Source organism: Actinophytocola xinjiangensis (assembly GCF_001921215.1).
GTDB classification, from domain to species: Bacteria; Actinomycetota; Actinomycetes; order Mycobacteriales; family Pseudonocardiaceae; genus Actinophytocola; species Actinophytocola xinjiangensis.
The window spans coordinates 243,071-257,088 of record NZ_MSIF01000006.1 but is presented as its reverse complement, the minus strand read 5'-3'; the positions used below and the strand labels follow the sequence as shown (position 1 = coordinate 257,088).

The 14,018-nt window shown below is 68.5% G+C and carries 11 protein-coding genes; 9 read left to right on the top strand and 2 right to left on the bottom strand.

Going from position 1 to position 14,018, the window contains the following annotated elements; translation table 11 throughout:
* Positions 1-49 precede the first annotated feature (49 nt).
* The gene (locus tag BLA60_RS15645) at positions 50-496 is read left to right on the top strand and encodes a TIGR03618 family F420-dependent PPOX class oxidoreductase (RefSeq protein WP_075133596.1); all 447 of its coding nucleotides are present in this window, start codon (positions 50-52) and stop codon (positions 494-496) included.
* Between the two features lie 36 nt (positions 497-532).
* Positions 533-1,126, top strand: a complete 594-nt coding sequence (locus tag BLA60_RS15640; RefSeq protein WP_075133595.1) for a class I SAM-dependent methyltransferase — start codon at positions 533-535, stop codon at positions 1,124-1,126.
* Positions 1,127-1,551: 425 nt separating this feature from the next.
* Here BLA60_RS15640 and BLA60_RS15635 read toward each other — a convergent pair whose 3' ends face one another.
* Complete coding sequence (locus BLA60_RS15635) at positions 1,552-2,826, bottom strand: WD40 repeat domain-containing protein (RefSeq protein ID WP_211288738.1); 1,275 nt, start codon at positions 2,824-2,826, stop codon at positions 1,552-1,554.
* Positions 2,827-3,089: 263 nt separating this feature from the next.
* Here BLA60_RS15635 and BLA60_RS15630 point away from each other — a divergent pair, with 263 nt between their 5' ends.
* Positions 3,090-3,479, top strand: coding sequence for a hypothetical protein (locus tag BLA60_RS15630; protein WP_075133593.1), 390 nt, complete (start codon positions 3,090-3,092; stop codon positions 3,477-3,479).
* A gap of 76 nt (positions 3,480-3,555) precedes the next feature.
* Here BLA60_RS15630 and BLA60_RS15625 read toward each other — a convergent pair whose 3' ends face one another.
* Complete coding sequence (locus tag BLA60_RS15625) at positions 3,556-6,483, bottom strand: AfsR/SARP family transcriptional regulator (RefSeq protein ID WP_075133592.1); 2,928 nt, start codon at positions 6,481-6,483, stop codon at positions 3,556-3,558.
* A 70-nt stretch (positions 6,484-6,553) separates the two neighbouring features.
* Between BLA60_RS15625 and BLA60_RS15620 the strand changes: the two genes are divergently transcribed.
* From BLA60_RS15620 to BLA60_RS15595, 6 genes are read left to right on the top strand one after another with little or no spacing between them, the layout of a single operon-like run.
* Entirely contained in the window at positions 6,554-8,500 is a 1,947-nt protein-coding gene (locus tag BLA60_RS15620) for an alkaline phosphatase family protein (protein WP_084734972.1), read from the top strand.
* Positions 8,497-9,549, top strand: coding sequence for a class I SAM-dependent methyltransferase (locus BLA60_RS15615; RefSeq protein WP_084734971.1), 1,053 nt, complete (start codon positions 8,497-8,499; stop codon positions 9,547-9,549). Before BLA60_RS15620 ends, BLA60_RS15615 begins: the two co-directional genes overlap by 4 nt.
* Positions 9,546-10,940, top strand: coding sequence for an alkaline phosphatase family protein (locus tag BLA60_RS15610; RefSeq protein WP_075133589.1), 1,395 nt, complete (start codon positions 9,546-9,548; stop codon positions 10,938-10,940). The genes BLA60_RS15615 and BLA60_RS15610 overlap by 4 nt, the downstream gene beginning before the upstream one ends.
* Complete coding sequence (locus tag BLA60_RS15605) at positions 10,937-12,154, top strand: GNAT family protein (protein ID WP_075133588.1); 1,218 nt, start codon at positions 10,937-10,939, stop codon at positions 12,152-12,154. The genes BLA60_RS15610 and BLA60_RS15605 overlap by 4 nt, the downstream gene beginning before the upstream one ends.
* On the top strand, positions 12,151-13,485 hold the full coding sequence (locus tag BLA60_RS15600) for an amino acid--tRNA ligase-related protein (protein ID WP_084734970.1): 1,335 nt from the start codon (positions 12,151-12,153) through the stop codon (positions 13,483-13,485). Before BLA60_RS15605 ends, BLA60_RS15600 begins: the two co-directional genes overlap by 4 nt.
* A gap of 17 nt (positions 13,486-13,502) precedes the next feature.
* Positions 13,503-13,994, top strand: a complete 492-nt coding sequence (locus tag BLA60_RS15595) for a hypothetical protein (protein WP_154814372.1) — start codon at positions 13,503-13,505, stop codon at positions 13,992-13,994.
* Positions 13,995-14,018 lie beyond the last annotated feature (24 nt).

Here is a 14,018-nt window from a genome sequence, read left to right as displayed (position 1 = left end):
CAGGACCAATATGCTGGCCCGGCCCACCAACAGGAAAGGCCCTCGCACCGTGACCGATCTTGCCGCGTTCTCCGAGTTGCTGACCGTCGACCACGGCCTGTGCGTGCTGTCCACCCTGCGCCGCGACGGCAGCATCCAGTCGTCGGTGGTCAACGCCGGTGTGCTGGACCACCCGTTCGGCGGTGGCCCGGTGGTGGGCCTGGTCGCCGCCGGCGGCATCCGCAAGCTGCGCAACCTGCGCGCCGACCCGCGCACCACGATCGTGGTGCGCGCCGGCTGGACGTGGGCCACGGTCGAGGGCACCGCGCAGGTCCTCGGCCCGGACGACCCGCACCCCGACCTGGACCGGGACACCCTGCGCCTGCTGCTGCGCACGATCTTCCGGTCCGCCGGCGGCACCCACGACGACTACGACACCTACGACCGCGTCATGGTCGAGGAACGCCGCGCCGCCGTGCTCATCACGCCGACCCGGGTCTACTCCAACCCCGCCTGACCGGGAACTGTCGGTGCCCTGTCGTAGCGTGGCGCCATGACGGTTCGCTCGAACGCCGGCTACGGCGAGCACGCGGACGCGCTGGCCACCGGTTTCGAGGCGGTCACCTTCGAGGACGTGCACCGCGAGGTGATGCCGTGGTTCCCGGCCGCGCCCGCCACGGTGCTCGACGTCGGCGCTGGCAGCGGCCGGGACGCCGCCGCGCTCGCCCGCCGGGGTCACCGGGTGCTGGCCGTCGAACCCACCGCCGAACTGCGGCGGATCGCCCAGCGCCTGCACGCCGGCGATGCGATCGACTGGCTCGACGACCACCTGCCCGACCTGGCCCGGGTGACCGGAACCTTCGACCTGGTCCTGCTCAGCGCGGTCTGGATGCACCTGGACGCCACCGAGCGTGCCAGCGGCCTGCGCCGGCTCGCCGGCCTGCTGGCGCCCGGCAGCAGCCTGATCATGTCCCTGCGCCACGGCCCGGTCCCCGCCGGCCGGCGCATGTTCGAGGTCACCGCCGAGGAGACGGCCGAGGTCGCCAGCCGGTGCGGCCTGCGGGTGATCCACTCCAGCGAGCGCGACGACCTGCGGGGACGGACCGACGTCTGGTGGAGCACCCTGGTCCTCGGTGCGCCGTCGTGACCGTCGAGCAGAGCCCCGGACCTCGTGGCGGCTGGCCGTCCTGACGGGAGCCAACAGCCGCACCTACACGTTCGCCTCGGCGACGCCCTGCTGACCCTCGCCGGGCAGGGGCGCACCGAGGTGCCGCTCGCCGACCTGGCGGCGCCCTACGCGCACGGCTGATGGCACCGCGGTCGTGATCGGGGATCGCGCCAGCGGCGCCAACCAGCGGTGGAACACCAACACCGACGGCAGCTGCGTCCGCGTCGAGTCCGGCAGTGCCTGGACGCCACCGGGGGCACCTGCTGCAACTCTGGACCTGCGACGGCGGCGCCAACCAGCGGTGGTCCCGCAGCGGAGAGCGGAGCTGGTGTCGGTGGTGATCGGTTCGACGACCGTGACGTCGAGCTGCGGCTGGTCGCCCGGGCGCTGTTGCTCGACCTCAGTCAGGTGTGGAGTTGGCCGTCGGTGCCGCGAGCGTTGTTGATGGCGGCGCGGAGTTGCAGCCAACCCGGATCCGCCGTGGTCGCGGTGGTCACCGCGGTCAGATCGTCGGGCGTCCAGGCCCGGGTTCCGTCGGTCGTGACGACGTGATCCCAGAGGTCGCCCTCATCGGGTGCCACGGAGGTGGCGGCCAGGAACGCCGTGACAGTGGCTCGGCTCGCTTCGGTGTCGATGGTGTGTGTTCCCGTGGGTTCAGTGAGCACTGACAGCACGACCAGTTCGCCTGCGCGGTTCGCGACGACGAGTTCGCCGTTCGCGGTGACGCACAGAGCGGTCACCGGTGAGCCGGCGAGCACGTCGTGTTCGCTGGCGGTCTCGTCGTCCAGGTCGATTTCGAGGAGGGTGCCTGCCGGTGTGCCAACCCAGAGCGCGCCGGGTTGCCCGCCGAACGCGATGTTGTGCCGCGACCAGCTACGCATCTGTTCACACCATTCGGGCGGGTAAGGGTAGCCAGGGGTGGGATCGACCAGGGTCGTCGCCAGCACGCGGTCAAGCGTCGGGAACGCGAACACCGCGAGCGAGCTCTCGTACGCGTTGCCCCGGATCGCGAGGTGACGTCCGTCCGCGCTGAAGACCGGTGCCTCGTAGCCGTCGGCGTCGAGAATCAGTGCACGACTCAGCACCCGCATCCCGGCTGGCGTGGTCTCTGTGGCGATGCTTGCGAAGAGCCCGAGTGTCGCGCCTTGATCGCTGCACAGCGTGGCCACCAGCCCACCGGCCGGATGCGAGGCGACGCCGCTGTCCCACGGTGGGCCGGAAGTGACGGTTCCTGTCGCCAGGTCCAGGACATCGGAACGTTCCCATGCGTCGTCGCCCCCACCTGACGATGGCGATGCCCATACCGTCTCGCCGTCCGGACTGAACGCCATACTGCGGTAACGGGTCCCGGGTGGAACACCGTCCGGTTCGGCGAGACCGGCTTCGCTCCACTGCACGACGCCGTCCTCGCCCGAGATCAGCAGAAGTGGCCGGTTCGGATGCCATGCCACAGCGGGCGTCCGGTCCGACTGCCGCCAATCGTCGTCCCCGTAGTCGCTCGACTCGGCACCAACGATGCCGAGTTCGCGTAACGCCGCCGCCCCGCGGTCCCAGACGTGCACCGCCGGCCGCTGGGAACTCAACGCGGCGACCAGAGGCAATCGCGGGTGAGGCACCAAGCGCTCAAAGGAGGTTCCGCTACCGACCGACGTTCTGGCCACGACCTCAACAACAGTCATCGCGACACCGTACTTCTCCGTCGGGTTCCGGACTCGCTGAGCTACCTCGGAGGCCCCGTTCTCGACGGCGACACGCTGCCCTGACTTCCCGTGACGCGGGGGAGCGGGGAGCGGACGGGCCAAGGAACCGGTCGCTGGTACAGACAAGGGAGCGAGGCCCAGAAACGGGGTCGGACCAGTATGATGCCGGCATGGTCTCCCCACAACAGCCGGAGGCCGACGGTGCGCCACCACCCCCGCCGACGAGGAAGACCGGCCTCATCGTGGCGATCGTGCTGGGTGCTGTGGTGGTCCTCGGCGTCACCGGCTTCGTCGCGCCCGGTTTCTTCCTCTCCGCTGGCCACACCGACGCGGACTCGCTCGTCGAGCAGTTGATGGTGGACATCAGAAGCTGGGAACGGGACGCGTTGACGGAGCTCACCTGCGCTGACGCGGAGCCGAACGTCGAGAGGTCCATTCGCGAGATCAGCTTCATCCACAGCGTCGAGCTGACCGGCACCAAGAAGATCTCCGACGCTGAGGTCACGGCGGAGTTCAGGGTCAGGGTCGTCGACGTGATGCGTTCGATCGAGGTCCTGGTGATCAACACAGACGGCTACTGGTGCTGGCAGGACATGACGCTCCTGCCAGAGCCCGGTTTCCCCCCGCCCTAGTTGCCAGGTGCACCGCCTCGTCACCGCGAGGTTTCCGGTGGCTTGATGTTCTTGGCCGACGGTCGCTCCACCGGAGTTACCAGGGTGCCTTTTCCAGCAGCGCGGCGACGATGACGGCGTCGCTGGTGTGCAGTTCGGTGAAGATGGTGAGGGATTCCGACCATGCGGCGCGCGCCTCTTCCCGGCGCCCCAGTGCGTGGAGCGTTCTCCCCATTTCTCGGAGGTTGTGGGCGAGGGCCAGACGAAGGTCGCTCTTGCGGCTGAGGGTGATCGCGACCTGGTGGGCGATGAGGGCCTGCTCGGGTAGGTCGATGTCGCGTTGGATGACTCCCAGTTGGCAGAGGGCTTCGGCCTCGCCGTGGCGGTCGCCCATTTCGCGGTAGGTGGCCAGGCTGTCGTTCAGGCAGGTGAGGGCCTCGGCTGGTCGGCCGGTTTGGCCGTAGAGCATTCCCAGTTCCACCAGGCCGACGGCTTGACCGTAGCGGTCGCCGAGTAATCGGAAGAGTTCCAGGCCGCGTTGGTGGCAGGCCAGCGCTTCGGTGTACCGACCTTGGATTCGGTGGAGCGGGCCGAGGTTGCCCAGGCTCATCGCCTGGCCGCGACGGTTGCCGATCGTCTCGTGAATGGCGAGGCTTTCCTGGTAGCAGGCCAGTGCGGAGTCCAGTCGTCCGTTCATCTTGTGCGCCACGCCGATGTTGCTCAGGCACTGGGCCTCGCCGTCGCGGTCACCGAGTTCGCGGTGGATGATCAGACCGGTGGACAGGCAGTCGATCGCCTCAGCGAAGTGTCCGAGTTTGCAGAGGGCGGCGCCGAGGTCGTTGCGTACCGCGGCTTCGGCGGCGCGGTTACCGGCCGAGCGGGCCGCGGTCAGCGCGATTCGGCTTGACTCGGCCATGTCGCTCCAGTGTCCCCGCAACCGGAGGAAGGCGTACACGGCTTGGGAGAGCTGGGTCGCGGCTTCGGCGGCGACACCGGGAGTGGACGCCGCCTGGCGGATCGCCGAGAGCAGGTTGACGTGTTCGGCCTCCAGCCAGTCCAGCGCGGCCGCGCTGTCGGCGATCGTCAGGCTGTCGCCGACCCAGCGCGGGTCCCGGCGCCCCGCTCGGAAATCCCCCGGCCGGATGAGTGTCGACGCGTTCCAGGCCGTCGCTATGTACATGGCCAGAACCCGGTTCAGCGCGGCAGCCTGGTGCTCGGCCGGCATGACCTCCAGCGCCCGTTCTCGCGCGTAGAGCCGGACCAGGTCATGGAGCCGGTAGCGGCCGACGGAGACGTTCTCCAACAGGCTCACGTCCACCAGCTTCTCGAGGGTGTGCTCGGTGGCGGATTCGGACGCCTCGAGCACGCGCGCCGCGGCGCGAACCTCGATGGAGGGCGCGTCGAGCACGCTCAGCATGACGAGCGCGTCGGCGGCAGCGCGGTTCGATCGCTCGCTGCTTCTGCGGAGCTCGTGCAGTGAGACCTCGACACTGGAGCGCACGCTGATATCGGTGAACTCCAAGGTATCGAGGCGTCGTCGTGCGTCGGCGAGGCGGTCGGCCAGGTCGCGCAGCCGCAATCCCGGCCGGGCGGCGAGTTTCGCGCCGGCGATCCGCAGGGCAAGGGGAAGGTTTCCGCACCAGTGGATGATCTCCGTGGCAGCGGGATCGTTCGCGATCTGCTCGACTCCGCTGATCCGCGCCAGGTATTCCAGTGCGTCGGCGTCGGAGAGCACACCGAGATGGAGATGGTGCGCGCCGCTCAGGCTGGCCAGCATTCGTCGGCTGGTCACCAGGACCGCGCAGGTCGCCGAGCTGGGTAGCAGTGGCGCGACCTGTGCCGCGTCGCGGGCGTTGTCCAGAACGATGAGGATTCTTCTGGTCGCCGTGACGGAGCGGAACCGGCCCGCTCCTTCGCTGAGATCGAACGGGATGTCACCGCCGCGCGGGTCGAGCACCCGGAGGAATCGGCGTAGGACGTTCAGAGGAGTCAACGGACGAAGCCCGTCGGTGGCACCCTGGAGATCAACGTAGAGCTGGCCGTCGGGATAGCCGTGCGCCAGCTGATGTGCCGCGTGGATGGTGAGGGCCGACTTCCCGATTCCGCCCGCGCCGTGCACCGCGAGAATGCCGGGTACGCCCGACTCGCCGGCCTCGGCAAGGACCTGACGGAGCCGGGCCAGCTCGTTGTCCCGCCCCGTGAAGGCGGCGACGTCGCCGAGGAGTTCATGGGGCAGCCCGTCCGACGCGACCTGGGCGGCAGCGCCGATGGTCGCCGGTTCCGCGGCTTCGCCCTTGATCGTGGCTTCGTTCAGTTGGCGAACCTCGATACCTGGCTCGACGCCGAGTTCGGCGACGAGGCGGCGACGCAGGCGGCGATAGATGGCGAGTGCCTCATTCTGCCGTCCCTCCCGGCGCAGCGCCACCATCAGGCGAGCGGCGAATCCTTCATGGAGGGGATGCTCGGCATTGAGCCTGCGCAGCTCGGGCAGCGTGGTCGCGTGGTCACCGGCGGCGATCTCGAGGTCGATACAGCGTGCCACGGCGGCGAGCCGTTTCTCCTCGAGCACCGTGGACTCGCTGCGCAACGGCTCGCCGAGACCTTCGAGCGCCGGGCCCCGCCAGCAGGCCAGGGCGTCACGCAGCATTCGGGCACCCTGGCGCGGCGTCTTCGCGGTGCGGGCCTGCTCGACGAGCCGGTCGAAGACCAGCACGTCGAGATCCTCCGGGTCGACGAGGACACGGTAGCCAGGCCGGTTCGTCTCGATGACGACCCCGGCGCCGGTCAGCAGCCGACGCAGTCCGGAGATCCGGTTGCGTACCTGCCGGTGTGCTGTCTCGGGTAGATCCGCGCCCCAGGCCGCCTCGCCCAACCGGGCCACGGTGACCACCTGGTTCGCATTGAGTAGCAGCATCGCGAAGATCCGCTGCGAGTACAGGCCGCCGACGTGCAGTTCGCGTCCGTCGGCCAGAACCTGTAGGGCACCGAGCAGCCGGAACCGCGGCCGTGCTCTCTCAGATCGCACCCACTCTCCCCCTAGCATCAGATTCCAGCACGTCAACCCCTGCGGCCTGTGTCAGACCTGTGCGGTACTGATGATTCAGTTGCTGATACTAACTCACGTGTCACGACTCTTTGTTCTAGGAATCGATGGCCTGCCACCAACTACCCTTGATCGTTTCCTCGCCGAGGGACTGCTTCCGAACTGCGCGAAGCTGCTCCAGACGTCGGCGCGTCTGTCCGTCACACCAACCCTGCCGGCGGTGACCTCGCCGGGCTGGATGACGATCGCCTCCGGGGCGCACCCAGCGACCCACGGCGTGGTCAACCTGCTGCAACCCACTCCGGGAGAGGCGCCGGACTCGGTGCGCAACGGCTTCGACCGCAGGCTGGTGAAGGCCGAGTACCTGTGGGAGGTTCTGGCCGAGCACGACCGTCCCGCGATGGTGGTCAAGTACCCGGGCAGCTGGCCCCCGCAGAACACCGGATTCGTCCAGGTGGACGGTGCTGGGGGTTACGCGGACATCACCTGCCGGTTCGAGGCGTTGCCGTCCGCTGCGTACATGTGCGGGGTCGAGGCTCCCCAACAGGCCGCGGGCGGATGCTGCGCGGTGCCTCGCGGATTCGAGGAGCATTACCGTATCGACTCCAACGGCGCGAACGGCCACATCACCGTGCACGCGCGAAAACCGCTCGGCTGGTCCGACCTGCCGGCCGGCTGTATCCCGGAGTTCGAGTCGACGCTGCCGGTGCAACCGAGTGGGCAACAGCGTCGGGAACTGTTGCATGCCTTGGCCTATCCGTCCTCGGACGGCGCACGGTTGCTGATCCGCAGACGGAAGTCCGACGACGGGGCGGTCGCCGACCTGGCCGTCGGGCAGTGGTCCGACTGGATCCGCGAGGAAGGCCACCAGGGCGCGTTCATGTTCCGGGTCAAGCTGTTGGAGCTCGACCTGACAAATCGGATCATGCGGATCTACCGTACAGAAGGGCACCGCGTCGACGGCTTCACGACGCCGTCCGAACTGGCTTCCGAACTCGTCGATGCCGCGGGTCCGCCGTGTGAGTGGACCGGCACCTTCGACTACATGAACGGCCTTCTCGACATCGAGACCCAACTCGAGGTGTACGACGCGCACACGGCGTGGCTCGAACGGACGATCCGACACCTCGCCGGCAACCCCTGGGACGGGTTCTTCGTGCACTGGCACGTCGTCGAGTACGCCCACCACATCGCCGGGTCCTGCCTGGACGACAGCCACCCACTGGCCGACCGGGATCGGGATCGCTATCTCGGGTTCCTGCGGGAGACCTACCGGCTGATGGACCGGCTGGTCGGAACGGTGCTGGACTGCGTCGAGGCCGACGACGGGGTGGCGTTGGTCAGCGACCACGGCCACGACCTGGTGCACACCATGTTCCACGTCAACGACTTCTTCCGGGAACAGGGTTGGCTGGTCGCCCACGAGCACGACGATTCGGTGCACATCGACTGGTCCAAGTCTCGGGCCTACGCGCTCTTTCCCGGCCTCGTGGTGCTCAACCGGGAGAGCTGGTGGTCGGGAGGCATCGTCCACGAGGACGAGGTGGGCGGACTGGTCGAGGAGATCACCGCCGGGCTTCGTGGCCTCGTGGATCCGAGGACCGGGCAGCCGGTGGTCACCGGTGTGCTCGACGCCGACGAGATGGCCACCTACGGCCAGAGCGGTGAGCACGCTCCCGACCTGTTCTTCAGCATGGCGCGCGGATACGAGCCCGCGACCCGGCTGCGAGCGGGACGCGAGCCGTACTTCGTGCTGACGGAACCGGGAGTCGAACTCACCAGCGGCCACGGCTCGTTCCATCCGGCATCACCATCCGCCCGCACGCTCGCGCTGCTGCGCCACCCTAGTCTCGAACCCGGCTCGGTCGGCCAGCTTCCCGTCGCGATGGTCGACCTGGCGCCGACCTTCGCGCAACTGCTCGGTGTACGCGCCCCACGTGACGCTGATGGCCGGCCACTCAACCTGCACGCACTGGGCGTGCTGAGGGAGCAACGATGAGGACAGAACAGGGCATGTACGACGCGGCGATCGAGTCGTCGCGCATCTTCAGCCACGCCGTTCGCGAGGTCGCGGACAGTTCCGGGCTGCTGACCTACCTGGCCGAGCCGCGCGGTGTGGACGACATGATCGGACACATGGAGTTCCTGCCGGAGAAGCGGGACCAGCTCGTCTGTCTGCTGCGATTACTGGCCAGTCAGGAGCTCCTGCGGGAGGTCACGGTCGACGGCGGGCCGCGTTACCAGACGAACGGCGCGCGGGCCGGTCGATCGCTGGACGACGACGGTCGGTACGTGCCGCAGATCCAGCACATCGAGGGTTGGTACGGGGACGACTACGCGGAGGCGATCCGCACCACGAACATCGAGTTCCTCGGCCGCGATCTGGAGTTTCTCCGCAAGCCGCACCAGTTCGCCCGGTTCGACAAGAGCCTGGCGGAGGAATGGCGGCTGACCATGACCAGTCCGCTCTACGAGTTCGGCCGCGGACTGTGCGTCGAGGAGCTGGTCGCCAGGGGCAACCGTTTCCTGGATCTCGCCTGTGGACCGGGATACGGCGCGCAGCGGATCGCGGAGGCGTGCGGCGGCCGGTGTTCGATCGTGGCGCTGGACAAGTCCGCCGACTTCGTCGAGATGACCAGGGAACTGGACTATCCGGCCGGCACCGAACTGCGGGCCGAGGTGCACGACATCAACCTGCCGCTGCCTGAGCTGGCCCCGGAGTCGATCGACGGCGTGCTGTTCAACGGATCCTTCCACTTCATCCGGGACAAGCAGGCACGGCTGGCCGAACTGTGGACGGCGCTGCGGCCCGGCGGGCTGCTCTGCCTCGGCCACACGTTCGCGCGCAGCGGTTTTCCGGACGAGGCCATGCGGGAGTTCTACTTCTCCATGCTCGAGGACGACCTGTTCCCGCTGAGCTGGGACGAGCTCATCGCGCTCACCGAGCAGGCCGGGTACCGTCCGGTGCGGAACTTCCATCAGGGCAGTTACTCGTACCTACTGGTGGAGAAGGTGTCCGCTCCGGCTGGTGATCGGTCGGGCCGATGAGCCGGGTGCTGCTGATCGGCCTGGACTGCCTCGGCGCCGAACTTCTCGAGCCCGAAGGGGCCGACCTGATGCCTCGGCTGGCCGGGCTGGCCGCGTCCGGGATGAGCGGAGCGCTGGAGAGCACCCTGCCGCCGATCACCGTTCCGGCCTGGACCAGCATGCTGACCGGTCGAGACCCGGGAGAGCTCGGGGTGTACGGGTTCCGTAACCGGCGCAGCTTCCGGTACGGCGATCTGATTCGAGCCACGTCCACCGCCGTGCGCTATCCACGGTTGTGGGACCGGATGACGGCCGCCGGTCGTCCGTCCATTGTGCTCGGTGTGCCACAGACCTCGCCACCGCCCCACATCGAGGGTGCGCTGGTCTGCGGGTTCGAGGGCGCGTTGGACGCGAACGGCTACGCCTGGCCACCGGAGTTGGCGGCGGAGGTCGAGCGGGTGGTGGGGGAGTACGAGTTCGACGTCCCGGAGTACCGCAACACCCCGCTGGAGAGCGTGCGCGAGACGGCGCACCGGATGACCGGCAAGCGGTTCCGGCTCATGCGCCACCTGCTCGGGTCGCGGGACTGGGATTTCGCGATGGTGCACGAGATCGGCGCCGACCGGATGCACCACTCCTTCTGGAGCCACCACGACCCCACGCACCCGCGACACGATCCGTCCTCACCGCACGGTTCGGCCATCCGGGACTACTACCGGTATCTGGACACCGAGGTCGGTTCGCTGCTGGACCTGGTGGGTTCGGACACCTCGGTGCTGGTCGCGTCCGACCACGGGGCCAAGGCGATGCACGGCGGCCTCTGTGTCAACGAGCTGCTGCGCGAGGCGGGTCTGCTGGTCCTGCGCGAGGAGCCGTCGAAGCCGGGACCGCTGGAACCGACCATGGTGGACTGGACGGCCACCCGGGCGTGGGCGGAGGGCGGTTACTACGCCAGGGTGTTCTTCAACGTCAAGGGGCGCGAGCCGAACGGCATCGTGGAGCCCGCCGAGATCGCCAAGCTCGGAGCCCAGATCGACGACCTGCTGACCACGGTGGCCCTCGGCGACGGCCGGGTGCTGCACAACCGGGTGTGCACCCCGGCGGACCTGTACCGTCGTGTTCGCGGCATTCCCCCGGATCTGCTCGTCTTCTTCGACTCCGAGCAGTGGCGCAGCATCGGCAGCGTCGGGCACCACAGCACCTGGGTCTCGACCAACGACACCGGACTGGACGAGGCCAATCACGCGCGGGACGGCCTCTACATCCTGCGGGGCGGGCAGGTGCGTCCCGGTGTCCGACGACGAGCGTCCATTCTGGATGTGACACCGACGCTTCTCGATCTCCTCGGACTGGCCGAGGATCCGGGCCTGAGCGGCCAGAACCTCATGCGGCACGACGAGGTGCCCGCATGACCGAGGCCGGCGTGGCCCTGCCGGAACTGTTCACCGACAAGACCGGCTGGGGTCGGTTCGCACGCACCCCGTTCCAGACCCGGGAGTGGTACTCGGCGGCCGGGTTCGCCGATCGCGCGCACCTGATCAGCGCCGACGGCGCGGGTGTTCCGGTCTGGACGGACGCCGACCCGGACCACTACTACCACAGCCCGCGGCAGATCCTGACCGGTCACCTGGAGCGGGCGTTCCTCGGCTCCTCGTGGCCCGGACGGATCGGCACGGTGGGGGAGCGGTGGGGACCGGTCGCGACCACCGTCAGCCCCTACGGCTACCGTGGCGGCGCGTTCGCCCCGGAGGGGGCCGCCCTCGACGGGCTGGCGGTCGAACTGATCCGGCATGCACGACATCAGGGCGCTGGACTGGTCATGTCCCACTACCTGTTCGACGGCGAGGACGACGAATGGCTGCGCGCGTTGCGGTCTGCGGGCGCGGAGCCGCTCGTGCTCGGCGCGCAGTGCGTGCTGGACGTCGAATGGGCGTCCGCCGCGGAGTACTACGCGGAACTCGGCGGTTCGAGGCGGTCGATCCGGCAGCGGTACGCGCAGTGGCAACGGAACGGCTACACCGTTCGGGTCCGGCCGGTCGACGAGCCCTGTGACGACCGGGAAACCGACCAGGTGGTGCGCCTGTTCGCCGAACACGCGCGCCGGCACGGTGACTCGTCGCCGCCGCTGGGCCTGTACCGGACGCTCGCGACCGGCACCGGCGGTGTCGCCCGGCTGCTCCTCACCGTGTCCGAGGGCGCCACGCTGCGCAGTGCGCTCGCCGTACTCGTCTGGGGAGACACCCTGTTCCCCAAGTGCTTCGGTAGCGACCACCCCCAGGTCGACTACCTGCCACTGGTGTACGACGAGGTGGTGGCGCTGGCCGTCACCGGGCGCCACCGCCGCGTCGACTACGGCGGCGGCGCCCACCAGGCGAAGTTGTTCCGTGGCGCCACGCTGCGCTATGCGCTCGGTGCATTGTCGGCCGACCCCGCCTCGCCGTTCGGCGCGGCGCTGCTCGCGCATGCCAAGGATCTGAGTACTCGCAAGCTCACCCATTTCCGCGACCTGGCAATCCGCTGGCACCGTGGGCATCTGGCTCCACCGATGCCGGGAATCCTTTCCCAGAACGACAAGGATCGCGAGTTGGTGGAAATGTCAGTCCGCAACACCCGGGGGGACCGATGACGCTGGACGCGTCCGCTGTAATCGTCATGACCGTCGACGAGATCGCCGCCATCGACCAGCGGCTGCACGAAGTGACCGTGACCGGCCGGCTGTGCGGCGGAGTCGACCAGACGCTGCTCGCCGACGGCCCGCGGGTCATCCCGGTCACCGGAGCCAACGCGCCGGATCACGCCTGGGTCGAGGTCACCGGGGATTGGACGGGAGACCTGCTGGTCGCGCAGCGGACCAAAGTGCTGCGCGCGCCGGAACAGCCGCCAACCACCGCGACCGAGTTGCCCGAGGCCGAGGCGATCATCTGGCCGGGGTGCCTTGAGGCCATTGTGCACAACGCCGCGATGTTCCGCGAGATTCGGCTGTTCCTCGACGGTCGTGACTTCGTCGAGGTCAAGACCCCGATGCTGCAGGCCGCGCCGGAGATCAGCTTCTTCCACCAGGCCGTCACCCAGCCGATGCGGGGCACGAGTTTCTACTTACGAACCGATCCCGAGGAGTACCTGAAGAGGTATCTCACCGCCGGCATCGAGGCGGTGTACGAGATCTCCACCAACGTGCGCGACGACGCCGACGACAGCACGCACCTCACGGAGTTCCAGTCGCTCGAGTTCTACCGCAGGTTCATGGACTTCCAGGAAGCTCGTGAACTCGCGGACGATCTGATCCGTCATCTGGTCCGGCGACACTCGGCGTTCGGGCCCCGACCGACCGTGATCAACCCGGACAGGCCGTGTGCTCGCGCGCGATACGCGGATCTGACCAAGCAGGTGACCGGTATCGACCTGGACGCGCCGGACTGCGCGACCGCCGCCGGGCTCGCCGCACGGATCCGGTCGTGCGGCCTGACGGTCGAGCTGTCCGGTCAGGCGACGACCTGGCGGCGCAACTGGCTGGACACGCTCTTCGACGACCATGTGTTGCCAGCGCTGGATGAACCAACGTGGGTCACTCATTTCCCGGCGGATCTGGCCTACAGCTACCGGCTGGATCCGGCGAACCCCAACTACGCCCTGCGCGCGGAGCTGTACCTGCCGGGCGGCATGGAGGTGGCGCATGTGTACGAGAACCTGACCGTGGAGCGGGAACTACGCGAACGCTACACGGTCCGGCGCCGGCACCGGCTCGACTGTGGACTCGGCGAGACCGTGCTCAACGAGTCGCTGATGGGCAGTGCGCGAATCGGCATGCCACCGATGGGTGGCGGGGCGATCGGCATGGAACGACTTCTCATGACGTTGCGCGGCGATGACGAGATCGGTGCGGGCGTCCTGTTCGGCCAGGAGATCGCCAAGGCGCGGCCAGGGGCGCCGCGGACGGGAGAGGACAGTTCTACGTGATCAGTGTCTATGTCGTGATGACGGATCAGTTGAAGGACATCGCCGCCGCGGGTGCCGAGCACCCGGTGTTCGGGGGCTTGTTCGACCAGGGCACGGTCGCGGCGCTGACCGGGTTCGGGACCGACGTGGCCGACGAGATCGGCCAGGTGTGCCGCGAGGTCGACCTGGACGGCACTCGACTGCGGGTGGCCACGATCTCCCTGGACACGTCCACCGCTGATGACCTGCGCGAGCTGTTGGAGGGCGAGGCATCGGCAGCCGCGGTGTGTGTCGTCCTGGCCGGTACGGGGTCGGACCCGCTGCCCCCACTGCTCGTGGTGGCCGGCACGGTCGTGCCCGCGATGGGTGTCGTGCCGGACTGCGACCGTGCCCGGCTTGTCGTGACCTTCGAGCACTTGGTCGGACAACCCGATCCCGACCAGGACTCGCTGTTTACCGAACCCGCGGTGCCGGAATCACTGATGGAGGAACAACTCAGTGAACGCCTCAAGCAGCTCTACGGCGAGTAGCCCGGTCCGCCGCGAGGCTGACTC